The organism is Xanthomonas sp. NCPPB 3569, from assembly GCF_041475645.2.
Taxonomy (GTDB): Bacteria; Pseudomonadota; Gammaproteobacteria; order Xanthomonadales; family Xanthomonadaceae; genus Xanthomonas; species Xanthomonas phaseoli.
The window spans coordinates 2,178,578-2,201,029 of sequence record NZ_CM192969.1; the positions used below are offsets into that span (position 1 = coordinate 2,178,578).

At 66.0% G+C, this 22,452-nt stretch carries 19 protein-coding genes; 6 read left to right on the forward strand and 13 right to left on the reverse strand.

Annotation, left to right across the window (positions count from 1 at the left end; translation table 11 throughout):
• Window positions 1-53 precede the first annotated feature (53 nt).
• The gene (locus tag ACCQ03_RS09375; RefSeq protein ID WP_209226351.1) at window positions 54-1,553 is read left to right on the forward strand and encodes a S10 family peptidase; all 1,500 of its coding nucleotides are present in this window, start codon (window positions 54-56) and stop codon (window positions 1,551-1,553) included.
• A 193-nt stretch (window positions 1,554-1,746) separates the two neighbouring features.
• Here the strand turns inward: ACCQ03_RS09375 and ACCQ03_RS09380 are convergent, their stop codons facing one another.
• From ACCQ03_RS09380 to ACCQ03_RS09390, 3 genes are all read right to left on the reverse strand, one after another.
• The gene (locus ACCQ03_RS09380; protein WP_209226356.1) at window positions 1,747-2,508 is read right to left on the reverse strand and encodes a YdcF family protein; all 762 of its coding nucleotides are present in this window, start codon (window positions 2,506-2,508) and stop codon (window positions 1,747-1,749) included.
• Window positions 2,509-2,614: 106 nt separating this feature from the next.
• On the reverse strand, window positions 2,615-3,742 hold the full coding sequence (locus ACCQ03_RS09385) for an inorganic phosphate transporter (RefSeq protein ID WP_057678243.1): 1,128 nt from the start codon (window positions 3,740-3,742) through the stop codon (window positions 2,615-2,617).
• 9 nt (window positions 3,743-3,751) lie between these two features.
• Window positions 3,752-4,378 (reverse strand): DUF47 domain-containing protein, encoded by a 627-nt coding sequence (locus tag ACCQ03_RS09390; protein ID WP_017155088.1) that lies wholly within the window; start codon window positions 4,376-4,378, stop codon window positions 3,752-3,754.
• A 272-nt stretch (window positions 4,379-4,650) separates the two neighbouring features.
• Here ACCQ03_RS09390 and ACCQ03_RS09395 point away from each other — a divergent pair, with 272 nt between their 5' ends.
• Together ACCQ03_RS09395 and ACCQ03_RS09400 are read left to right on the forward strand one after the other, a co-directional pair.
• Window positions 4,651-5,991: a hemolysin family protein gene (locus ACCQ03_RS09395; RefSeq protein ID WP_017155087.1), complete on the forward strand. Its 1,341-nt coding sequence runs from the start codon at window positions 4,651-4,653 to the stop codon at window positions 5,989-5,991.
• Window positions 5,975-6,643, forward strand: a complete 669-nt coding sequence (locus ACCQ03_RS09400) for an exopolysaccharide biosynthesis protein (protein ID WP_039569354.1) — start codon at window positions 5,975-5,977, stop codon at window positions 6,641-6,643. The genes ACCQ03_RS09395 and ACCQ03_RS09400 overlap by 17 nt, the downstream gene beginning before the upstream one ends.
• 34 nt (window positions 6,644-6,677) lie before the next feature.
• Here ACCQ03_RS09400 and ACCQ03_RS09405 read toward each other — a convergent pair whose 3' ends face one another.
• Together ACCQ03_RS09405 and ACCQ03_RS09410 are read right to left on the reverse strand one after the other, a co-directional pair.
• Window positions 6,678-7,178, reverse strand: a complete 501-nt coding sequence (locus tag ACCQ03_RS09405) for a pyridoxamine 5'-phosphate oxidase family protein (protein ID WP_150145830.1) — start codon at window positions 7,176-7,178, stop codon at window positions 6,678-6,680.
• Window positions 7,179-7,238: 60 nt separating this feature from the next.
• Window positions 7,239-8,240, reverse strand: a complete 1,002-nt coding sequence (locus ACCQ03_RS09410; protein WP_007972294.1) for an LLM class flavin-dependent oxidoreductase — start codon at window positions 8,238-8,240, stop codon at window positions 7,239-7,241.
• 349 nt (window positions 8,241-8,589) lie between these two features.
• Here ACCQ03_RS09410 and ACCQ03_RS09415 point away from each other — a divergent pair, with 349 nt between their 5' ends.
• Window positions 8,590-10,014, forward strand: coding sequence for an MFS transporter (locus tag ACCQ03_RS09415; protein WP_057678246.1), 1,425 nt, complete (start codon window positions 8,590-8,592; stop codon window positions 10,012-10,014).
• Window positions 10,015-10,230: 216 nt separating this feature from the next.
• On the opposite strand, the gene ACCQ03_RS09420 is transcribed toward ACCQ03_RS09415, so the two are convergent.
• Window positions 10,231-11,949 (reverse strand): ATP-binding cassette domain-containing protein, encoded by a 1,719-nt coding sequence (locus ACCQ03_RS09420; protein WP_057678247.1) that lies wholly within the window; start codon window positions 11,947-11,949, stop codon window positions 10,231-10,233.
• 93 nt (window positions 11,950-12,042) lie between these two features.
• A complete protein-coding gene (locus ACCQ03_RS09425; protein WP_209226359.1) occupies window positions 12,043-13,101 on the reverse strand; it encodes a phosphoenolpyruvate carboxykinase (ATP) in 1,059 nt (352 codons plus the stop codon).
• 131 nt (window positions 13,102-13,232) lie between these two features.
• On the opposite strand from ACCQ03_RS09425, the gene ACCQ03_RS09430 reads away from it, so the two are divergent.
• Window positions 13,233-14,786, forward strand: a complete 1,554-nt coding sequence (locus ACCQ03_RS09430; protein WP_209226674.1) for a B12-binding domain-containing radical SAM protein — start codon at window positions 13,233-13,235, stop codon at window positions 14,784-14,786.
• Between the two features lie 55 nt (window positions 14,787-14,841).
• Window positions 14,842-16,056 (forward strand): nucleotidyltransferase family protein, encoded by a 1,215-nt coding sequence (locus ACCQ03_RS09435; protein ID WP_057678597.1) that lies wholly within the window; start codon window positions 14,842-14,844, stop codon window positions 16,054-16,056.
• A gap of 94 nt (window positions 16,057-16,150) precedes the next feature.
• On the opposite strand, the gene ACCQ03_RS09440 is transcribed toward ACCQ03_RS09435, so the two are convergent.
• From ACCQ03_RS09440 to ACCQ03_RS09465, 6 genes are all read right to left on the reverse strand, one after another.
• Window positions 16,151-17,272: a glycosyltransferase family 4 protein gene (locus ACCQ03_RS09440; protein ID WP_057678596.1), complete on the reverse strand. Its 1,122-nt coding sequence runs from the start codon at window positions 17,270-17,272 to the stop codon at window positions 16,151-16,153.
• Entirely contained in the window at window positions 17,269-18,399 is a 1,131-nt protein-coding gene (locus ACCQ03_RS09445; protein ID WP_150145824.1) for a glycosyltransferase family 4 protein, read from the reverse strand. The genes ACCQ03_RS09440 and ACCQ03_RS09445 overlap by 4 nt, the downstream gene beginning before the upstream one ends.
• Window positions 18,400-18,523: 124 nt before the next feature.
• Window positions 18,524-19,222 (reverse strand): class I SAM-dependent methyltransferase, encoded by a 699-nt coding sequence (locus ACCQ03_RS09450; RefSeq protein WP_209226361.1) that lies wholly within the window; start codon window positions 19,220-19,222, stop codon window positions 18,524-18,526.
• The gene (locus tag ACCQ03_RS09455; RefSeq protein WP_209226364.1) at window positions 19,219-20,454 is read right to left on the reverse strand and encodes an amidohydrolase family protein; all 1,236 of its coding nucleotides are present in this window, start codon (window positions 20,452-20,454) and stop codon (window positions 19,219-19,221) included. The genes ACCQ03_RS09450 and ACCQ03_RS09455 overlap by 4 nt, the downstream gene beginning before the upstream one ends.
• Before the next feature lie 12 nt (window positions 20,455-20,466).
• Window positions 20,467-21,309: a class I SAM-dependent methyltransferase gene (locus tag ACCQ03_RS09460; RefSeq protein WP_057678592.1), complete on the reverse strand. Its 843-nt coding sequence runs from the start codon at window positions 21,307-21,309 to the stop codon at window positions 20,467-20,469.
• A 280-nt stretch (window positions 21,310-21,589) separates the two neighbouring features.
• On the reverse strand, window positions 21,590-22,441 hold the full coding sequence (locus ACCQ03_RS09465) for a Wzz/FepE/Etk N-terminal domain-containing protein (protein ID WP_057678591.1): 852 nt from the start codon (window positions 22,439-22,441) through the stop codon (window positions 21,590-21,592).
• Window positions 22,442-22,452 lie beyond the last annotated feature (11 nt).

Sequence of the window (22,452 nt, forward strand, 5' to 3'; positions counted from 1 at the left end):
CGGGCTCTGCAGCAGCCTAGCATCGGCGCTTCCCTGCTCCCACCCCGATGCCCATGCCCTTCTTTCTCCGTGCCGGCCTGCTGGCCTGCGTGCTATTCAGCGGGCCAGCGCTGGCCGATGCGCCAGACAAGGCCGATAAAAGCGATGCCAAACCCGATGCCGCTGCCGCCAAACAGGCGCCCTTGCCGGCCGACGCCAGCGTGCGCCAGAGCACACGGGTGGCCGGCCATAGCCTGAGCTACACCGCCACCGTCGGCACGTTGCCGGTACGCGATGCGCAGGGCAAGACCACGGGCGAGGTGGTGTTCACCGCCTACACCGTCGACGGCAAGGACCGCCCGGTGACCTTCGCATTGAATGGTGGGCCGGGCGCCGCATCGGTGTATCTCAACATGGGCGCGATCGGGCCGAAGATCGTCGGTTTCGGCGCCGAAGGCGACAGTGCCTCGGCACCGGCCACGCTGCGCGACAACCCGGGCACGTGGCTGGACTTCACCGACCTGGTCTTCATCGACCCGGTCGGCACCGGCTTCAGCCGCGCATTGATCGGCGACGACGATGCCAAGAAGCAGTTCTACAACCCGCAGGCGGATGTGGAATACCTCTCGCGGGTAATCTACGACTGGCTGCTCAAGAACCGCCGCCTGCAGGCGCGCAAGTACCTGGTCGGCGAAAGCTACGGCGGCTTCCGCGGTCCGCGCATCACCCACTACCTGCAGACGCAGCTGGGTGTGGCGATGAACGGCGTGGTGCTGGTGTCGCCGTATCTCAACCCGACCCTGGACGACAACGGCGATGTGTCGCCCCTGGCATGGATGCTGACGCTGCCCTCGATCGCTGCCGCGCACCTGGAGCGCCAGGGCCAGCTCAGCGACAGCGCGATGCGCCAGGTGATCGACTATACCCGCGGCGATTACGCGGTGGCGCTGATGAAAGGACGCACCGACCCGCAGGCGCATGAGGCGATGCTGCAGCAGGTCACCCGCATGACCGGGCTGGACCCAGCGTACGTGCGGCGCTCCGGCGGACGCCTGGAAACCCAGGCCTATTTGCGCGAGGTGTTTCGTGACAAGGGCGAATTGGGCAGCCGTTACGATTCCAACGTGACCGCCTTCGATCCGTTTCCCAACGATGCCGAACAACGCGCCAACGACCCGCTGCTGGACAGCATCATTGCGCCCACCACCACCGCAATGGTGGACTTCGTGACCCGCGTGGTCGGCTGGAAGATCGATGCGCAGTATCGCGCGCTCAACTACGACGTGAACAAGCTCTGGGACTGGAACGACGAACTCCGCAAGGGCGCAGTGACCCAGCTGCGTCAGTCGGTGGCGATCGATCCGAAGCTGCGCGTGTTGATCGCGCACGGCTGGAACGACCTCTCCTGCCCGTTCATGGGTTCGGTCCTGACGGTGGACCAGATGCCGGCCATGGGCAGCGACAGCAAGCGCGTGCAGGTGCGCGAATATCCCGGCGGCCACATGTTCTATAACCGCGCCGACAGCCAGGCCGCGTTCCGCAGCGACGTCAAGGCGATGTACCAAACGCGCTGAGCGCAGCCAGCGCCGGCCGCACACGCGGCCGGCGACCAGGCCATGGGCCAGACCCACCATTTCCGAGTGCTGCGCATCTGCGTTGCCAGCGTCAATCTGGAACTGGCAAGCACCGTCGCAAGTACATCAGCCAAGCAGATCCAGCAGCGCACCAGCTGTTACGAATCCCCAATCCGAAATCCCGGCTTCCCAATCACAACGCACCAGGCTCGCTAGCCTGCACATTCCATCCCAACCACTGGTAGACCTGATAGCGCGCAATGCCCAGGTATTCGTGCAGGGCCACATCGGCCAGGGTGAAGTTGTAGCTCTGCGGCAGGATCGACCACGTGGCGGTCAGCCAGTCGGCGCGCACCGGTGTGGCCTCGATGCCGAAATGGCGGAAATACAAGTCTGCGCGACGCAGGTGGGTAGCCGAGGACACCAGCGCAATGCGATCGGGCCGGTAGGCGCGCAGTAAGGGCTGGCTGAACTGCGCGTTCTGCCAGGTGTTCATGCTCGAGGGCTCCATGATCAGATCTGCCCGCGGAATGCCCAGGCCCAGCAAGACACGCTGGTAGACCACCGCTTCGGACAGGCCCAGGCCGCGTGCATCGCCGCCGCTGATCTCGATCTTGCAATCGCCCCCGCTGTGCCGGCATTGCCAGTACAGCCGTGCCGATTCGACGATGCGGCCGTAGGCGAACAGATTGGCTTCGGCCACCGCGTCGCGACCTTCCGGGCGCACGGTGCCGGCACCCAGCAGCACGATGACGTTGCGCGCGCCCCACGCGTTGAAGTCGTTGACCCCGGTGCGTTGCAGGTGCTGCAACATCCAGGAGGGCAACGGACCGCACCCCACCGCGAACACCAGCAGCAAGCTGACCAGGCCCAATCCGCGGGAAAACCGCCGCAGTCCGCGGCGGTCGATCAACCAGGCAAACCCGAACAACACGCACACCAGGGCCAGCATCATCGGGAAAGGGTCTCACTCATGGCATGCGGGCAACCTACCGGAAACAGGCCGATACGGCAACGGCAGTGCAGTCTGCCGACGGTGCGTGACCGCAGCGCGGCACCGCTCAGGTCCAGCCGAACAACTCGAACAGCATCAGGATCAGATACGCCACGCCGCCAGCAGCCGGGATGGTGAGAATCCAGGCCCAGACGATGCGCTCGATCACGCCCAGCCGCAGCGAACGCGGGTTCTTGGCAAAACCCACACCCATGATGGCGGTGGAAATGCTGTGCGTGGTGGACACCGGCATGCCGAAATGTGCCGCCACGGTGAGCACCGTCGCCGAGCTGGTTTCTGCGGCAAAGCCGTGGATGGGGTGCAGCTTGACCATCTTGTGGCCGAGCGTCTTGATGATCTTCCAGCCGCCCGACGCCGTCCCTGCGGCCATCACCACCGCGCAGGTCAGCACGATCCACATCGGGATACCGGCGCCGGCGGCCAGGCCGGTGCCCGGATGCAGGAACGACAGCCAGCCCGGCAGGTCGTCCAGCGCGCCGGTCGACTGCGCGCCGATCAGGGTCATGGCGATGATGCCCATGGTCTTCTGCGCGTCGTTGTGGCCGTGCGCGTAGCCCATGTACGCGGCCGAGGCGATCTGCGCCTTGCCGAAGAACGCATTGACCCAGCGCGGCCGCGCCAGCCGCCCGATCGGGCCGCCGAGCTTGGACATGCCGGCGATGATCGCCCACAGCAACACCATCACCACGATGCCGAGCACGAAACCGGCGATCGGCGAGGTGATCATCGGCACGAACACCTTCCACAACAGGCCCTTGTTCTTGGCCCAGTTGCCGATGTTTTCCGACCAGATCAGCGCGTCCCAGTTGTTGTGCGCCGCGGCCAGGCCGGCGCCGCACAGCCCACCGATCAAGGCATGCGAGGACGAAGACGGCAGGCCCTTCCACCAGGTGATCAGGTTCCAGATGATGCCGCCCAGCAGCGCGCACAGGATCACCTGCGGGGTGACCTCGACCACGTTGGTATTGAGCAGGCCCGAGGCGATCGTCAGCGCCACGGCGGTGCCGGTCAGCGCGCCGATCAGGTTCATGCCGGCGGCCAGCATCACCGCCCAACCGGGCGAGAGCACCTTGGTGGCGACCACGGTGGCGATGGAGTTGGCGGTGTCGTGGAAGCCGTTGATGAACTCGAACACCAACGCGGCCAGGATCACCACCAGAACTAAGGTAAGCACGCGGCGACCTCAGCTGTTCTTCAGCACGATCTGGTAGACCACCACACCGGCCTCGCGGCAGCGGTCGATGGCCTTTTCCAGAATCTCGAAGAACTCCTTGAGCAGGAACATCTGCAACGTGTCCAGGCGGCCGGAATAGATGTCGCGATACAGCTCCAGCATCAGCCGGTCGGCTTCGTTCTCGAGCATGCGCAGCTTGTCGTTGAGCGCGGTCATGCGGTCGATGTTCATGTGCGGCAGGTCGGCCACCATCTCCACCACCACCGCGGCGGCCTGCTCCAGCATCGCCGCGCGCGGGGCGAAGTCGATGTGTTCCAGGTGTTTGGTCGCCAGCGAGTAGCGGTCGGCGAACTTCTCCACCTGCTTGGGAATCTTGTACAGCGCCGACCCCAGCGCCTCGATGTCTTCGCGCTCGATCGGGGTCATGAAGCTGTCCACCAGCGCCTGGCCGATCTTGTCGGAGGCGGCGCGTTCGCGCAGGCGGGCCAGCTTGAAGGCGTCCAGCGCCGGTTGGCGGTCGGACTCGCGCATCATGGCGTGCAACGCCTTGGTGCTGTCGTAGGCGGCCTGCGCCGCTTCGTTCAGAAGCGCATAGAACTGCTTGCCGGAACCGAAGATGGTCTGCAACGAGAACATGGGTGGACAACTTCCTGCCGTCGAGGGAGAGACGGCGCCAGGCGCGAATTATGACCGTTCCATGACCTCTCTGGGTATCTCGCGCCGGGAGCGGCCTTCACATCGACATTTCCCGGCTCGAACCACCCTGGGGTTTGCTAACATGCCTGCGCGCCTTCGGGCGCACCCTATGGAAGACGACCCTATCCCCCCGTGTTGCCGCCCGGCCTGTGCGCCCGCCGGTAGCCCCAATGCTCTCCCGCCCTCCCCTTCACTGACCGGGGAAGACGCCCGTGGTTGAGTTTTTGATCGTCATCGCCCTGATCGTGCTGAACGGCTTCTTCGCCATGTCGGAGATGTCGTTGATGACCTCGCGCAAGAGCCGCCTGAAGCAGATGGCCGGTTCCAGCAAGCGCGCCGCGCGGGCCCTGGCACTGGCCGAAAGCCCGGAAAATTTCCTGTCCACGGTTCAGATCGGCATCACCCTAATCGGCATCCTGACCGGCGTGTTCGGCGGCGAGGCGATCGGCGAAGCCATTGCCAGCTGGCTGCAGGGGGTGTTCCCGGCCTTGGCGGGCACGTTCGAACTGGTCGGCAAGCCGCGCCCGTATTCGGTGGTGATCGGCAGCACCCTGGCGGTGGCGCTGATCACGTTCCTGACGCTGATCTTCGGCGAGCTGGTGCCCAAGCGGCTGGCGCTGCGCAATTCCGAAGACATCGCAGGCGTTGTCGCGGTGCCGATGGCCTGGCTGGCCAAGATCGCCGCGCCCGGTGTATGGGTGCTGGCGCGCTCCACCCGGCTGGTGCTGCGCATGTTGGGCATGGGCAAGGACGAGTCGGCCTCGGTCACCGAAGAAGAGATCCGCATGCTGGTGGCCGAAAGCCACGAGGCCGGCGTGATCGACGCGCACGAGCGCGACATGATGAATCGGGTGATGCGGTTGGGCGATCGCACCGCCGACAGCCTGATGACCCCGCGCAACCGCATCGCCTGGCTGGACGCCAACGCCGAGCCGGAACGCAATCTCCAGGTCATGCGCGAACACGAATTTTCGCGCTACCCGGTATACCGCGGCAGTGATCAGGACATTGCCGGCGTACTGGAAGTCAAATCGCTGGTCACGCGCATGGATGGCCACGGCGCGCACCTGTTCCAGGCGCTGCGCGACACCTTGTTCGTGTCCGAATCCACGCACGCAATGAAGCTGCTGGAAATCTTTCGCGAAGAACAGCAGTCGATGGCGCTGGTGGTGGACGAGTACGGCGAGATCCGTGGCCTGGTGACCATCAGCGACCTGATGGGCGCGGTGGTCGGCCGTCTACAGGCGGTGGAAAATACCGACGAAGACGCGCTGGTAGTCACGCGCGCGGACGGTTCGCTGTTGATCGACGGTTCGCTGCCGGTGGAAGAACTGCGCGAAGTGCTCGGTGCCGAACTGCCCGACGCCGACGAAGGCGATTACCACACTCTCGCGGGCCTGTGCATTTACTATTTCGGGCGCATTCCGCAGGCCGGCGAATTCTTCGATTGGGCCGGCTGGCGCATCGAGATCGTCGACCTGGACGGTGCGCGCGTGGACAAGTTGCTGCTGCGCCGGGTGGGCGACGAGGACAGCGATGACATCGTCGGGTGACGGCAGTGCGCCGCGCGATGATGCCAGCGAGCAGATGCGCTACCGCAACGAAGGCATCCGCAGCTTGCTGGCAGCCTTCAGCGAAGGCGATCCGGACCAGGTGTTGCGCGTTCGCGAAATCTTGGCCGACCTGCAGCAAAGCGCCTTCGGCGTGTTCCTGTTTCTTGCGATCCTGCCCTCGTTCATTCCGATCCCTGGCGTCGCCGGTGGCATCAGCGGGCCACTGACCATCCTGATCGGGTTGCAGATGATGTGCTGCCTGCGCAAGCCGTGGGTACCGCGCTTCATCGGTGAACGTGGGCCGCGCCGTCGGACCAGCCAACGCTTCGTGGCCAAACTGGGACCGACGCTGCAACGCCTGGATCGCCTGCTCAAACCGCGGTTGCACGGCATGCTGGACCGGATGCCGGCGCAGCTCCTCACCGGATTGCTACTGGTGTTGGTCGGCATCCTGCTGACGCTGCCGATTCCCTTCACCAACTATATTTTCGGCCTGATCCTGCTGCTGTTCGCGTTGGCCCTGCTCGAGCGCGACGGTGCGCTGATGCTGGTGGGTTGGGCAGCTGCGCTGATCTCGGTGGCGGTGTTCGGCGTCACCTCCGATCAGCTGGTGGACCTGGTTCGCGATTGGTGGCCGGACGCCTGGCGCTGAGCGCAGCGCGTCCGGCGCGTCGTCTTCGACGCAGTTACTTCAGATCGACCACGCGGTTGTCCGACAGGCTTCCGGTATCGTCGGTGACCGCCGTCATCACGAAATACAGCGCCTTGCCGAGCAGGCCGCTGGGGCCGTCCCAGTATTCGGCCGATTCGGCACGCACGTGGATCAAGCGCAGGTTCGGGTCGTCCTTGCCGCCCGGGAAGAACACCTTCATCGCCGGTGACCACAGCTCATCGATCCTGGTGCGGTCGTGGACCACGCGCGCGGTGCCGGCCACCGAGACATACGTGTTCTTCGAGGCCGACGCATAGGCCACGTTGACACGCGGATCGGCGGCGATTTCCGCGACTTTCGGGCTGTCGGCGGCGGTGGCGAACCACAAGTCGCCGTCGAACTCGACTTCCTGCGTGCCCAGTGGGCGGCTCACCAGTTTGCCGTCGGCCGAGACGGTGGTGAACATCGCGATGTCCACCCCGCGAATCAATTCGGCCAACTGCCTGATGCTCTCGCTGCGTTCCTGAAATTGCATGCCGGTCTTCCCAATGGATGTGCATGCATCACAGCGGATCGCCGCGCAAAGCGACGTGAATCACACCAAGGTCACGTCCAGCTCGCGGCACGCGGCAGCGGCGATTTCGAAGGAGCGCAGACGCGCGGCGTGGTCGTAGATGTTGGCGGTGAACAACAGCTCGTCGGGCGTGTGGCGCTCGATGAACTCGGCCACGCCGCGCGCAATCTGCTCGGCATCGCCAAGCACCGTGCAGGCCAGTGCACGCTCCACGCCGGCACGCTCATGCGGCTGCCAGAAGCTGCCGATATCGTCGATGGGCGGCGGTATCTTGCCCGGCTTGCCGCGCCGCAGATTGACGAAGCTTTGCTGCTGGGTGGTGAACAGACGCTGCGCCTGCGCATGCGTCTCGGCCGCCACCACATTCAGGGCCAGCATCACGTGCGGCTTGGCGAGCTGTGCGGACGGGCGGAATTCGCGCCGATAGATCGCCACCGCTTCGTCCATCGCGTCGGGCGCGAAATGCGAGGCGAACGCGAACGACAAGCCCATCGCGGCGGCCAGGCGTGCGCTGAACAGGCTCGATCCCAATAGCCACACCGGCACCTCCAGCCCGGCGCCGGGCACGGCCTGTACCAGCTGCCCCGGCACCGCCGGCGCGAAATAGCGCATCAATTCGGCCACGTCCTGTGGAAAGTGATCGGCGCTGTCGAAATAGCGACGCAATGCGCGGGCGGTGGGCTGATCGGTGCCCGGCGCGCGGCCCAGGCCCAGGTCGATACGCTGCGGATAGAGCGATGCCAGCGTGCCGAATTGTTCGGCCACCTGCAGCGGCGCGTGGTTGGGCAACATGATGCCGCCGGCACCCACGCGAATGGTCTTGGTGCCGCCGGCGACGTGACCGATCAGCACTGCGGTGGCGGCGCTGGCGATGCCCGGCATGTTGTGGTGTTCGGCCAGCCAGTAGCGCTGATAGCCCCAACGCTCGGCGTGCTGGGCCAGATCGAGCATGTTGGCGAAGGCGTGGGTGGTGTCGCTGCCTTCGCAGACCGGCGCCAGATCAAGCACGGAAATGGGGGTCATCGAATGACTCCGGGAAGAGTGATATGCCAGAGATGGGGCTGGCCCGGCGGCATTGCCAGCGGCTCGTTGGGTGCCGTGAGGGATTACAGCATTCCAGCAGTCGGACAACGCATCGGGCGTACGGCCCTGCCCGACTCGCGACTGCGGCGTTGTTGAGCTTGCTGTCGGCAGGGGCGCTGCGCTTGCGGCTGCGGTGCAGCGCGCTGCTCCTTGGTCGGCGGGGCGCACCTTGAATACCCAATGCCCTCCCGCCACAGACGAACGCATCGACTGCGCGACGAAGCGCGCCCGCTGTGGCATCCGGACGCTGGCTATGATGACGCCGCCCTGTTTGCGCCTTTGCCTGCCCATGTCTTCGAGTCCTTTAGCGTCCCCCGAACAGCCCTCGGCTTCGGCGCAGATCGCCGCCCGGATCGAGCGGCTGCCGGCCAGCGCCACGCTGTGGCGGTTGGTGGGGTTGCTGGCGCTGGGCGGGTTCTTCGAGTTGTACGACCTGTTCCAGACCGCCTACATCAGCCCCGGCCTGATTGGCGACGGCATTTTTGCCAGTGGCGCGGACGGGGCGTTCGGCATGTCCGATCAGGCCGCATTTGCGGCGGCCACCTTCCTTGGGTTGTTTGTCGGTGCCGCGCTATTGAGCCCGTTTGCCGACCGGTTCGGGCGTCGCCCGGTGTTTACCTTCGCCTTGATCTGGTACACCGCGGCGACCGTGGCGATGGGTCTGCAGAGCACTGCCAGCAGTGTGATCGTGCTGCGCTTTGTGGTCGGCATCGGGTTGGGAATCGAACTGGTCACCATCGATACGTATCTGTCCGAACTGGTACCGCGGCACATGCGCAGTGCGGCGTTTGCATTTGCATTTTTCGTGCAATTTCTGGCGGTACCGACGGTCGCGCTGACCGCGTGGATGTTGGTGCCGTCTGCGCCGCTGGGGGTGAGCGGCTGGCGCTGGGTGGTATTGCTCAGCGGCGCGTTTGCGCTGGCGATCTGGTGGCTGCGCAGCCGCTTGCCGGAATCGGCGCGCTGGCTGGCCGCACACGGCCGCCATGCGGAAGCCGATGCAGTGGTGACCAAACTGGAAGCGCGCTGCACGCGCGATGTGGGTGCGCCACTGCCCGCACCGCAGGCGGCCACACCCGCGCCGGCCGGTGTGATGCCCAGCACGCCACTGTGGCGTGCGCCGTATCGCGGGCGCATCGGCATGTTGATCGTCTTCCATGTATTTCAGGCGATCGGCTTCTTCGGTTTCGGCAACTGGTTGCCTGCGCTGATCTCGGCGCAAGGCGCCGGGGCCGGGGTGACCAAAAGCCTGGCCTACGCGTTTGCGATCTCGTTGGCCTACCCGCTGGCGCCGTTGCTGCTGCTGCGTTTTGCGCAGCGCTGGGAAAACAAATGGCAGATCACCGCATCGGCGCTGGGCGCTGTTCTGTTTGGCGGGCTGTTCGCGTTGCAGCATCAGGCCGTCGGCATGGTGCTGTGCGGGGCGATGGTCGCGTTCTGCAACGCGTGGATGAGCTTTGCCTATCACGGCTATCAGGCCGAGCTGTTCCCGACCGGCTTGCGCGCCCGTGCCGTGGGCTTTTGCTATTCCTTCAGTCGCCTGTCCACGGCGGTGAGCAGCGTGCTGATCGGCTGGTTGCTGACGCAGGTTGGCAGCCATGGGGTGCTGGCCTTCATCGCGCTCAGCATGTCGATCGTGGCAAGCGTGATTGCCGCATTCGGGCCGCGCACGCGCAATCGGACACTGGAAGACATTGCAGGTGAGTGCGGATGACGAAACGCCTGCGCAACCGCCAGGTGTGTACGCCACTGTGTTGGGTGGGAATTGGCGCACCTCGGTGCGTGCCTGGCAACGGCCGCGGTCCTGTCAGCAATAGCGGATCAGGCAGCAGCCGGCGGATCTGATCCGCCACCGCTCCATCGCCACAAGCCGCTGCGTCACCCTCTACCCCGGGGTGATCGCCCCGACTGGTTGCCAGCCGATAACGCGTCATCGTGCGCCGTGCTGTGCCAGTTCCCTCGTCCCGGCATGTCCCGGTTCGAGAGGTGCGCTGCCCAGTGTCACCGTGCGGTCTGCCACCGCGGCCAGGCTGGTGCGATGCGACACCACCACCAGCGCGCTTTGCGGCAGGCGTGCGCGCAGGGTGCTCAGCACCTGATGTTCGGCATCGGCATCCAGGGCGCTGGTTGCTTCATCCAGGACGGCCAGCGTCGGCCGACGCAGCAACACCTGCGCCAGCAGCAGGCGTTGCAACTCGCCGCCGGACAGGCGCCCGCCCTGCGCATGAATCGGCGTGTCCAGACCGTGCGCATCGCGCTGCAGCCGTGCACACAGGCCGACATCCGCAAGCGTCTCCCACATGCGTGCATCAGAGGCACCGGGCAGCGCCCACTGCAGGCACTCGCGCACTGTGTGCTGCCAAGGCCGCACGCCCTGGCCGATGTAGGCGCTGTGCCGCACCAGATGCCGATACGCGGAGAACGTCAGCCGACGTCCGCCCATGTGCGCCACGAACTGCGCCGGCGGCGTCTGGCCGGAGAGCACATCCATCAGACTGCTCTTGCCCACGCCGGAAGCACCGACCACCAGGGTCATCCGGCCTGGAACCAGCAATATCGATTCGATCGCGCGTTGGGGCAGCGGCAACGCCAGCCCGATGTGTTCGATATGCAGCGCAGCCGGCAGTGGTTCGGCCATTGTTTCCGGAACATGTACCCGCGCAGCGCCCAGGTCGACATAGCGGCGCCACAGCTGCAGCGCCGGCCACGCCGAACGCAACTGCTGAAGACTCTGCCGCGTGGTGACCAGGTACGGCAACAAACGGCCGAGCAACAGACTGACGGTGATCAGCGCAGCACGATCGCCCCCCTGCCATCGATTGGCCAGCACCAAAATGCCGGCGATGACGATCACCACGGTGAGTTCAAGCAGCAGGCGGCTACCGGCGACCAGTGCTTGCTGTTGCGCATACCCGTGCCCCAGTCGCTCGGAAATGCGCTCGTAATGGCGGGTTTCGAGGTCTTCGCGCTGAAACGAGCGCACGTGGCGCAGGCGACGCGGAAAATCTTCGCTCAGCCAGAACAGCTGGGTCATGTCCGCCACGTACGCGCGGCTAATGCGTGCCTGTGCGCGACTGCTGGAGAAGCGCAGACCCAACCAGGCCAGCACCGCCAGCAATGGGGCGGCGATCAACAGCGCAGGTGCGATCAGCACCGCGATGCACACGCTCACCAGTGCAGTGATGGCCGCGACCAGCAGCTGCAGCACGGCGCTGAAGCCTTGCGTGGCGATCTCGATGTTGTACGTGAGCACGTTGGCGATTTCTGCCGAGCTTGCCCCGGACAAGGCCGGCAATGGTGCATCGATCAATGCCGCATGCACACGTGCGCGCAGACCGATGGCATAGCGGCTGGTCAGCTGCGCGGCCAGCCGTGCGCTGTGCCAGCGCAACACGGCAAACAGCAGGCTCACCGCAATGAACACGCACGCCTGCATCGCAAGCCCGCCTGGCAAGGCCAGGCGATAGCCCGCCAGTTGCACGCTGTGGCCTGGCTGCACCAGCGGCAGTAGACACACCGCCACCACGCTTCCGGCCAACGCGGCAGCCAGCGACAAGGCGACGTAAAGTGCAATTGTCGGCATGTCTGCCGGCACCAGAGTGCTCGCGAACTGGTGCAATGCCGCGCGCATGCGCCGGCCGTCGGTCATCGCCGGCTGCTCATTCGTGCGCAACCTGCAGGCGCTGGTGCGCGATGAGGATCTGCCGGCCGATGGCGTTCCAGCACGCTTGCAGATAACCACTCATTGCAACAGCTGCAGCAGCGCATCCACCGATGCCTGCGGATGCGTGCCGCGGTGCAAGGTGAACATGCCGATGCGCTGCACCTGTTCGACAAAGCGCTGCCAGCCGGGCTGACCGGCGGCGTAGGGTTGATCGTGGGCCAGGCAGGCGGCGACGTGCTCGCCAGGTACCGCGACCAGGCGCTGTGTCGATGCGATGGCCGGCATCCTGGACACCATCACGACCGCATGCAACTGCATGGGCTTGGGCGCGAGATGCGCGTGGCGATGGCGGAGATCGACCTCGAATTTTTCTACGCCGCTGCGGCGCCGGATCACCGGCGATGCGCTGATCCACGCACGCGTGGGCGCATCGACCAGGCCCAGCGCTTCGGCACGCAGGTGCAGGAAATTGGCCACACCGGTGGTGAGCAGGCTATCGGGCGCCACAAAGACACCGTCTTCGGCGACAACGTCCAGGCCATGCAACAGGCTGTGCAAGACCAAGGTCGATTTGCCCGCACCGCTGGCGCCAAGCAGCAACGCGCTGCGTCCGCGGTGCCCCACACAAGCACCATGCAGCGGCACCAGCCCAATGCCGCGCGCAGCCAGCAGGAACACGGCGAATTCGATCAATTCGTAACGCACGTGATACGCGTGGGCAAGCATGTCCTCGGACACCATCAGCATCGCGCGGCGCTGTGGCACCGAGAGCATCAGGTAATTGCAGGCATCCATGACACCGCACAGCAGGCCACCGCTGGCGTGCGTGCGCACAGGAGGCGGCTCGGCATCGGTGCGGCCCGGCGCACGTGGCAGCAGGTCCAGCGTGACATGAAATTCCGGAGCGCCCGGCAACCGATGCGCAGGCAAACCCGCGTAGGCGGCATCGACAAGCCCCAACAATGCTTGGCTATCGCTCTGGAAATGGAACAGCGCCCCGAGAATCTGCCGGCGCACGCCCAACCGCCGCGGACGATGTTCGCCGAACGGATCTGCCGCTACGGCTGCCTGTGTGGCGATGGCAGCGGAGCCATCGCTCAACGACGTGTGTTGCGCCCGTGCAGCCGACTGCGGCATGCCTTCATCCGATGCATTGAATCAGCCGATGGGTGCCGCGTTTCAGCAGAAAGGTTGCCTCGCCCAAGCCATGCCCGCATGCAACGCGACGCAACCAAAGCCCCATGCATGCGCACCTACTGCCGAGCCGAATGCCGGTGCCTGCGCACGCCGCTGCTGCGCCCGCCTGGCGAGAGAACGAGAGCCTTGTGCAGATGGTAAAGATCCAGGTCAGTCATTCGTATTTCCTGCGTTACGACCCCAAGCAATGGGAGCGCGGCAAGCCGTATCCGCCATTGGCGACGCTGCAGATCGCAGCGCTGCTGCGCGAACGTGGGCATGCAGTGAGCCTGTTCGATGCCATGCTGGCCGACGATGTAGAGGACTACACCGCTGCGCTGCACGCTGCGCGGCCGGAGCTGGTGGTGTTCTACGAAGACAACTTCAACTTCCTCACCAAGATGTGCCTGAGCCGGATGCGCGAGGCTGCCTGCCGCATGATCGCGCAGGCCCGTGCCGCCGGCTGCCGCGTGCTGGTGGCCGGCTCGGATGCGTCCGACAACCCGGACGCGTTCCTGGCCGCAGGCGCGCATGCGGTGTTGATCGGCGAAGGCATCGCCCCGTTGATCTCGTTGCTCGAACGCATCGAAGCGACGCCGGATATCGACACCGAGCATTGGCTGGCAGGGGTTGCGCAAATTGCCACCAGCCAGCCGGCGGCAACGCGCGTGCACCCCGGCGCGCAACCACCGGACGCACGCCTGAGCGGCCTGCCGGCATGGGACCTGGTCGACATGCCGCGCTACCGGCACTTCTGGCAACAACGGCATGGCCATTTCAGCTTGAACATGGCCGCCTCGCGCGGTTGCCCATTCCGTTGCAACTGGTGCGCCAAGCCGATCTGGGGCAATCACTACAAGCGGCGTGGCGCCGAAGAGGTGGCCGCCGAAATGATTCACCTCAAACGCAGCTTTCGCCCCGACCATATCTGGATGGCCGACGACATCTTCGGCTTCCATATCGATTGGGTGGAGACCTTTGCGCAGCACTTGTGCGATGCCGATGGCGCGGTTCCCTTCACCATCCAGACCCGCGCCGACCTTACCAGCGAACGCATGGCCGCAGCCTTGGCGCGCGCCGGTTGCGTGGAGGCCTGGATCGGCGCGGAAAGCGGCAGCCAGCGCATTCTCGACAAGATGACCAAGGGCACCCAGGTCGGCGAGGTCATTGCCGCGCGCGAGCGCCTGGGAACGCACGGCATCCGCGTGGGCTTCTTCATCCAGCTGGGCTATCTGGGCGAGGAGCTCGACGACATCCTGGCCACGCGCGCACTGGTGACGCAGGCCAATCCGGACATCATCGGAGTCAGCGTGTCGTATCCCCTGCCCGGCACCAAGTTCTACGAGGAAGTGAAGAATCAGCTGGGCAGCAAGACGCATTGGCAGGATAGCGACGACCTGGCGATGATGTTCCGTGGCGCGTACGACTCCGAGTTCTATCGCAGCGTCCGCGATCTGCTGCACACACAGGTCGATCTGCAACAGGCGCGTGCTGCGATGACGGCGGACGCGTTCACGCAGGCGTCGGAGCAACTGGAAGCACGCTGGTCTGCCTTGATCGCCGGTGAAAGCCGGCACCGCAGCGAGCCGATGCCCCCCGGTGCTGCGCGTCAGCCACGGCAACAGAGCACCGTCCTGGTGGGCTAGCGCTCGATCGTTCCCACACGCTTCCTTCGACACTTTGTCTGACCGGACCACGCGCATGCCCCCTTCCCTTCGCACCATCAAGCACCGCCTGCACACGGCGACCGAACGGCTGGCTGTGGAGCTCGCCCAGCCGGGCGATGCAGTGCCGCAATGGGACCGGCTGCAGTGGCAGCTGGCGGCAGCGGCGGCGGCCGCGCACGGCATTTCGCCACTGTTGCAGCGCCGCTCGTTGTGGCAGAACGCCGAATGGAATGCCTTCCTGGGCGAACAGCGCAGCCATGTCGAGGACCGCCATCGGCGTATTGCGCTGCTGCTGACGCGTATCGATGCCGCTGCCCGCAACGAGGGCATTGCGCTGGTGGGTCTGAAGGGCGCCGCCTTGCATCGATTGGGGGTGTATCTGCCTGGCGACCGCCCAATGGCCGATCTCGATTTGCTGGTGGAACCCGACGACGCGCCTGCAGCGGCGGCGTTGTTGTGCGCACTCGGCTATGTCGCTTCCTTCCAGCAGTGGAAGCACCAGGTCTTCAAGCCGCAGCACGGCGAGGCAGTGGCCGGACTGGGCGAACACCGAGATGCGCCGATCAATATCGAGCTGCACACGCGCATCCAGGAGCGCTTGCCGGTGCGGACTGTGGAAATCACTGCAAGAATCCAGCCGGAGCGGCCGCAACCGGGCTTGAACCCCTATCCATCGATCGGCGCATTGATGTGTCATCTGCTGCTGCATGCGGCCGGCGGCATCTGCCACCGCACCATTCGCCTGATGCATCTGCATGACCTTGCCTTGCTGGCAACGCGCATGGGCCCGCGCGATTGGGAGCACTTGTGGGAAGACAGCGCCATGCCGCCATGGTGGGCGTTGCCGCCACTGTTGTTGCTGCAGCGTTATTACCGCGCCGTGGTGCCGGCCGCGGTGATGGCGCGCCTGCATGCCGACTGTCCTGCGCTGCTGCGCATGCTAGCAGCCCGGCAAACGCTCACTGCCGCATCGTGCTCGAATCTTTGGTTATCGGCGCTGCCTGGTATCGAATGGTCGCGTTCGTTGGCCGAAGCCCGGCAGTATCTGCACAGCCGTGTGGTGCCTTCGGCAGAAAGCCGCAGGGAGCGCGCCGACATGCTGCAGACCCAACTATGGCTGCAGGATCAGCCGTGGGTGCGCCACACCCAGGCGCGGCGCCTGGTGACGCGCCTGACCAGACCGGTACCGCGCACGGACATGTTGTACGTGGTGCGTGCGGCACTGGATGGCTATCTGCAACCGGCGTGAGCCTGCACCAAGGACTGTTGTCACCAGCACGCTCCTCACTCGAAGCACGGGCGCACGGGATCACCGACGATAGCGCCCTGCCTTGCCGCGCACATCAGCGCAGGTGAGGCAGCGGCCGCTGCTCGCACAGCTGGCGATACACCTGCTCGAACAGGCGTGTGGTCAATGCAGCATCTTCGCGCACGGCGCGGCACTGCGCCGCCCAGGCTAGGCGCAAGCGCAGTTCGTCGTCGCCGAGGACCTGGCGGATGGCCTCTGCCATTCCGGCCCAGTCGCCCGGCGGCACCGCCAATGCGCAGGCAGGAGCCCATTCGACCAGATGCCCCACCGCAGTTCCTACCGTAGGAATCCCCGCAACGGCAGCCTCCAGCAGCACCAGCGGCCCGGCTTCGTGCAGCGAGGACAGCACCAGCAGATCGGCCGACAGCATGATCGGACGCAACGCGCGCTGGGTCTTGAAGCCGAGGAAACGCACCTGTTGCTGCAGGCCGAGCTGCTGCACCAGGCGCTGCATGGCACCGTCCAAGGTGTCGACGCCCACCATGTCCAGGGTGAAGGCAACGCCGGCGCGCTTGAGCGCGGCCATTGCCTGCAACAAGGTGGCCTGATCCTTGACCGGATTGAGGCTTGCCACATGCAGCAGGCGCGCGGTCGGCCCGGTGCGGGCGCGCGGCGCTGCCGGTGGCCAGGCGCGCAGATCCACGCCCAGCGGCACGCGTTGCGCAGCGATGCCCAGTGCCTGCAGCGAATCGATGATGGGCGCGCTGGCCGCCGTTACCTGGTCGGCAAGCCGCAGGATCACCGCCTCGCGCAGACGCCCGCGCCATTTGCGGCGGCCGCCATAACCGATGCGATGCAGGGCAACCAGCTCGCCGCCGGCGATATGCACCATGCTCGGACGGCGCAACAGCTTGGCGGCGGTCACCGCGATCAAGCTGCAGTAGCCGGAGAAAATCGTCTGAATCACGGCGAACGGTGCGCGCCGGTGCTCATCGCAGATGGCGGCAATCGCGCGCAGCCGCGTGCGGCGCGCGCCGATGTTATGCACCGTGGCACCGCGCAGGTGCCAGGTGCCCGGTTGCGGCTCTTGATGCAGCACGAACACGTGTACGTCATGGCTGCGTGCCAGCCACTCGATCAAGGTCAGGAACACCGGGATCACGCGGACTTCCCCGCTCCGATCCACGCCACCTGGCACCACCAATGCCAGCTTCATGCGGTGCACTCCGGCTGGGTCGTGCGTAATTGCGCATAAGCCTGCGCCCAGCGCCGGCCCACCGCGGCAAACGACAGGCGCGCGTCGAAATGGGCGCGTACCAGTGCACGCGAGGGGCGTTGCCGACTGACGCGCAGCAACAGTTCCGACAATGCCGATGCATCGCCGACCGGCCACAACTCGCCCACTGCGCCGTCATCGCTGAGCGCACGAAACGATGGAATGGCCGTCAGCAGCGGCAGGCAGCCGCAGGCGTAGGCTTCCAGTGCGGCATAACCGCAACTTTCTGCATGGCTGGCAGACACGAATACATCCGCCGCACGCAGCAGTTCCTGAACGCGTGCGTGCTCGACCTTGCCGAGCAAGTGGACGCATCCGGCAAGCCGTGGGTCGGCGCGCAGGCGCTGCTGCACCTGCGCCAGCAGTGGCGCCTGGTCGAACACGCACCATAACCGCAGACCGGGCAACAGACGCGCCGCCATGGCCACCGCGTCGAGTACGCAGAGCGGATCCTTGGCTGGACTGAAATGGCCGATCCACACCACACATGGGTCGCCGTGCACGCGCGTTTGCTCGCGTGCCTGCAATCGGTCGCCAGCGGTAAAGCGGCTGCTGGATTCGGGGATGGCAAACAGCTGCGTGCTGCGGCCAAACAGGCGCGCACGCACGAACGGCTGCGCCAGCTCCAGCGAAGTAAACGCGATGCCAGCTGCGGCCGCGTAGCGTGCGCGCCACACGCGCCTGGCCCACCAGCGTGGTGGCCGGTTGGCATGATCCTGCAGCAGGATCGGCAACTGCGGCAGCAGGCGCGCCAGGCGCCGCGCGTCGCCGGCAAATTCCAGACCATGCACATGCAGCACATCGGCAGCGATCTCGTGCAGCAAGGCGGCAAGCGTACGCGCGCGGACTGCGCTGCCACGCTGGTGCAGATCGGCGAAGCGATAGTCCACGCCCGCGCGGCGCAGCCGGATGTCCAAGGCAGAGGCCTGGATCACCGACACCTGCACGCCAGCACTGGCGACAGCTTCGGCGATATCTGCCAACGATGGCCATTGGGCGAATACCTGCTCCGCGCTCAGGCCATCGGGCGTGGGAACCAGGTTCAGGTGTGCGACGTGCAGGCTCATTGGGCCGGCAGTGTATGAACGCAGATCGACGCAACGTCGCTGCCGTGTACCGCTGCGGCCGCAGCGTGCCCCTGACGGGTCGTACCCAACGCACAGGACGCCACTGCGGTGTTCAAGATCTTGCTCACGCGACCCGTCTCAGCCTTAGCACCAGCGCAACCGGCACCTGCAACGCCATCTGGTCGAAACGCGCACCGGCCGGGATGTCCGCGGGGTCCAGCATCGGCTCGGAGACGGCTTCGATCGCGAACCCGAGCGCGGTGCATGCCCAATGCCAGTGGCTGTAGAGATGCTGGGTATGGCGGACCGCATAGCGTTGCCCATCGGCCTTGAAGTCGCGCCGCCAGCCCAGCGCGTGGCCGATCGGATGGACGTCGCTGCACAACACGATGCCGCCGACACGGGTGACGCGATGCAGTTCTTCCAGCGCCGGCCACAACTGTTGCAGGTGACCCACCACCAGACCGCACACGCTCAGGTCGGCCACCGTATCGGCCAGCGGCAGATGATCCAGGCTGCCTTGTTGCAAAGCGATGCGTGCGGCCGGCCAGTCCTGTGCGAGCTCGGCACCGGCACGGTGCAGCATCTGCGGCGACAGATCGACCCCGGTCACTCGCCGGGCGCCACGGCGCAACACATGCAGCATGTAGCGGCCGCTGCCGCAGCCGGCGTCCAGCACGTGCTGGCCCTGCAGGCTGGCCGGCATCAATGCGAGCATGGCGCGCTCTTCGGCCAGCATCACCGGGTTGTGCGCGTGCGGTGGATACGCCTGCGCCCACAGCGCGTAAGCGGCAGCTGGCTCGAGCACCGGCACTGCGCTCATGCAAGCGCCCCGTTGGCAGCCAGCGCGTGAGTCGCCTGCGCGGTGGTCTGCGCCGGCTGTTCCTGCGTTAACAGCTGAAGACCAGGTTCGAGCGCCAGCACCGCCGGATCGGCCAGCGCGGCGTCGAGCAATTTTGGCCGTCCATCCAGCAACACCGGCACCGTCTGGATGCCGGCTGCGTCGAACCACGGTGCAAAATCCGGATCGGCGATGCGCGGCTTGCCATCGCGAATCACCGCACGCAGGTCGCTGCGCGTGCAACCAATGATGCTGCTGGCAGGCTCGCCGCCGCGGTCGCGCGCAATCAACACATCCGCAGTGGCTCCAGGCGCAAGGCGCCCACGTGTCGGCATGCGCAGGATACGCGCGGCGTCACCGGTGGCCATGCCAAGCAGTTGGTCCGGTGCCAGCCCGCTCGCGCTGGCGATCCGCAGTTCTTCCAGCAGGTCGCGCGCGCCGCTGACGCGCGAATCGTTGCCCAGCGCCAACCGGCCGGCCATGCACAAGCGCCACGGATCGAGCGTGCGGCCGAGCAGCGCCTGGTTGCTGGAAGGACACCACACCACGGCTGCGCCACGCGCGATCACCCGCTCGATATCTTGTTCACCCATGCCCACGCCGTGGATCACCACCGTGTTGGCGGCCAGGCAGCCGAGCCGGTCGAGTTCGTCGAGCTCGGCACGCGCCACCGCATCGGTGCCTTCGGCCAGATGGATCATCCAGGGGTGCGCTGGCAGGGTCGCGGCAAAGCTGTGTTGTACGGGCGGGCCATAGCCTGTCCAGCCCAATGCGTAGCTCCAGCCGAAGTCGCGCAACAGGCTCACCGGGAAGTTGCCTTCATCCAGCGCGGCGTGCCATGGATCGTGCTGGGCCACGCAGGTGACGCCGGCCAACAGGTTCTTCAGACCACCATGGCGCAGCCGTACCGCCTTGGGCACACGCAGTGCGGCGGCCACGTCCGGATGCTGAAAATGCGCTTGAAATGCCTCGATCCACGCATAGCTGTTGCGGAACGGTGCGGCCTGCGGCAGCGGCGGTACGCAGTTGACCTGCAGATGTTCGTGCGCATTGATCAGGCCTGGCGCCAACACATGCCCTTGCAGATCCATGCGCACGGTACCGGTGCCGAGCGTGCCGCCGAAGCGCCCCGCACGGATGGTCACTGCGGCACGCGAGAGACCCGCCTCGGTGATCGCGCGTGCGCCGTGCAGGCAGACATCGGCCATGGCCATCGACCGCTCCCCTCAGCGCTTGCGCATCACGATCAGGAAGTGATCGCCCATGTCGCGCAGCAATGGCAGCCCGCCCCAGCGGTCGTCGCAGCGTCCCAGGCGCTCGGACAGGCGTGGATTGCGTTCGCAAAACTCCACCAGATACGGCGGCGGCAGGAACAGGCTCAAGGCGCGGTAGCTGTCCAGCACGAAATGCGTTTCGAATGCGCGGTAGAACTCGCGCGGCAGGTGGTACCAGGTCCAGATGGTGTGGCCGTTCATGCCCACCGCAATTGCTCCTTTGGCGGCACGCACCGCCGCGCGCCTGAAGCGCCCGCGCAAGGCGTAATGGCCGATTTCCCACGGGCAGATCCGTCCGATCACCGAAAACACCAGGCAGCCGTCCGGGCGCAGCAGGCGCGCGCATTGCGCGGCGACGGCCGGCAGATCCGGCGCGCAATTGAGCGGGCCGAAGTTGGAGTACATGCCATCGAAGCTGCCTTCCAGCCGATCGAGTTGCTGGATGCCGACATGTGCGGCGGTGAGGCGTTCTTGCAGCCCGTGCGTGGCAGCGCGCTGGCGGGTGCGCTCGACCATTGCCGGCGACCAGTCGGTGGCCAGCACGGAATATCCGCGGCGTGCGAATTCGCCAGCATCCAGGCCAGTACCGCAGCCCAGATCGACCAGCCGCGACCCCACCGGCAACTCGCTCGCGACCGTGTCCCACAGCGTGGTGCGCATGCGCTGGATCAGCGCGTTGTTGCCGCGGGGACCATCGTAGTCTGGAGCAACGCTGTCGAACGCACGTTGCGTTTCCAGCAGTTGCTCCGGCGCGACCGTGCCGCCCCGCGCCGCATGCTCACTGAGTGACGACATGCACAGCCTCCCAGACCCGTCCTGATGTTTTCACCACGCTCTCCGGTCGCAACGCCCAACGCGGCATCGTTTTGATAGACCCGTGAGTGCGCGATGGTGCCGGTTTGGTTGCAGCGCGGTGGATGGTGGCCGAGCTGGCTCAGGCAATCACACCCGACATGCCGGCATTGGCTACCGCGACACATGCGATGCACGGCTTCACCTTCGCTCTCATATCGCCCGGGGCCTGCTGCTTGCGCAGACCCATTCGCCACGGTTGCGCCAAGGTCCCACTGCAGCGTCACGCACCAGTCGGTGCACGAGTCCGCGCACGACGACGCACCGCATTGCGCAGCAGCGCGACCAGCACGCTCAGTCCCGCCCCGGCAAGCAGGCCCGCTGCCCAAACCGTGCTCGCGTTCGGAAATGCCTGGCGGTCGGGCACATACAGCGGCCACGCCAGCGAGGTCTGGTAGGTGTAACGCGTGGTGAGCCGGGCAACAAGGTCGTCGCGCTCGCTCTTCAAGGCGCGAATCGTGGTGTTGCTGTCGGTCAGCAACACGCCCGCCAGTACCTGCGTGGGTGTGGCCGAAGCCGCTCCCTGCCCGGCCTGCAACTGCCGCTGCAGCTGCTCGCGATTGCTGGTGGCCGCGCGTAGATCCTCGCTCAAGCCTTGCAGGCGCGCGCGCGCAAGCTCCAGCGCAGCTGCGTTGGTGTCGCCGTGCAGCATCCGCAGCTGGGTGACGGTGGCCATGGCCAGCGTGCGTGCCTGCTGCGCCGACTCGGCGCGGATGGTCACACCGATCAGATTGGCGTACGGGTCGGGGTCCGGCTTCAGGCTGCCGCGATACAGCTGCGCGGCGCGGCCATCGAGCGGCACCTGCGCCTGACGCAGCACCGCATCCTGAAACAGCCGCGTTTTCATGCGATCGATCACGCGCTGAAACGGTTCGACCTTGGGGTCGCGGCCAGCAGGGGTCGGGCCGATTTCGCCCACCTGGATCCACGCGGTGGCCTCCCATTGCGGTTTGGCCAAGCGGGTAAAGGCGAACGTCAGGCCCAGCACCACGAGCAGCGCTGCCGCTGCCCAACGCCATTCCCGGCGCAGGATGCGCCACAGGTCGATCAGGTAGATTTCGTCGTGTTGATGCATGGGCGCGGCTC

Excerpts from the sequence above, each read along its gene's own strand:
- ACCQ03_RS09375 (WP_209226351.1), top strand. The coding sequence starts at position 54 with ATGCCCTTCTTTCTCCGTGCCGGCCTGCTGGCCTGCGTGCTATTCAGC.
- ACCQ03_RS09380 (WP_209226356.1), bottom strand. The coding sequence starts at position 2,508 with ATGATGCTGGCCCTGGTGTGCGTGTTGTTCGGGTTTGCCTGGTTGATC.
- ACCQ03_RS09390 (WP_017155088.1), bottom strand. The coding sequence starts at position 4,378 with ATGTTCTCGTTGCAGACCATCTTCGGTTCCGGCAAGCAGTTCTATGCG.
- ACCQ03_RS09400 (WP_039569354.1), top strand. The coding sequence starts at position 5,975 with ATGACATCGTCGGGTGACGGCAGTGCGCCGCGCGATGATGCCAGCGAG.
- ACCQ03_RS09405 (WP_150145830.1), bottom strand. The coding sequence starts at position 7,178 with ATGCAATTTCAGGAACGCAGCGAGAGCATCAGGCAGTTGGCCGAATTG.
- ACCQ03_RS09410 (WP_007972294.1), bottom strand. The coding sequence starts at position 8,240 with ATGACCCCCATTTCCGTGCTTGATCTGGCGCCGGTCTGCGAAGGCAGC.
- ACCQ03_RS09415 (WP_057678246.1), top strand. The coding sequence starts at position 8,590 with ATGTCTTCGAGTCCTTTAGCGTCCCCCGAACAGCCCTCGGCTTCGGCG.
- ACCQ03_RS09420 (WP_057678247.1), bottom strand. The coding sequence starts at position 11,949 with ATGACCGACGGCCGGCGCATGCGCGCGGCATTGCACCAGTTCGCGAGC.
- ACCQ03_RS09425 (WP_209226359.1), bottom strand. The coding sequence starts at position 13,101 with ATGCCGCAGTCGGCTGCACGGGCGCAACACACGTCGTTGAGCGATGGC.
- ACCQ03_RS09430 (WP_209226674.1), top strand. The coding sequence starts at position 13,233 with ATGCCGGTGCCTGCGCACGCCGCTGCTGCGCCCGCCTGGCGAGAGAAC.
- ACCQ03_RS09435 (WP_057678597.1), top strand. The coding sequence starts at position 14,842 with ATGCCCCCTTCCCTTCGCACCATCAAGCACCGCCTGCACACGGCGACC.
- ACCQ03_RS09440 (WP_057678596.1), bottom strand. The coding sequence starts at position 17,272 with ATGAAGCTGGCATTGGTGGTGCCAGGTGGCGTGGATCGGAGCGGGGAA.
- ACCQ03_RS09445 (WP_150145824.1), bottom strand. The coding sequence starts at position 18,399 with ATGAGCCTGCACGTCGCACACCTGAACCTGGTTCCCACGCCCGATGGC.
- ACCQ03_RS09450 (WP_209226361.1), bottom strand. The coding sequence starts at position 19,222 with ATGAGCGCAGTGCCGGTGCTCGAGCCAGCTGCCGCTTACGCGCTGTGG.
- ACCQ03_RS09455 (WP_209226364.1), bottom strand. The coding sequence starts at position 20,454 with ATGGCCATGGCCGATGTCTGCCTGCACGGCGCACGCGCGATCACCGAG.
- ACCQ03_RS09460 (WP_057678592.1), bottom strand. The coding sequence starts at position 21,309 with ATGTCGTCACTCAGTGAGCATGCGGCGCGGGGCGGCACGGTCGCGCCG.
- ACCQ03_RS09465 (WP_057678591.1), bottom strand. The coding sequence starts at position 22,441 with ATGCATCAACACGACGAAATCTACCTGATCGACCTGTGGCGCATCCTG.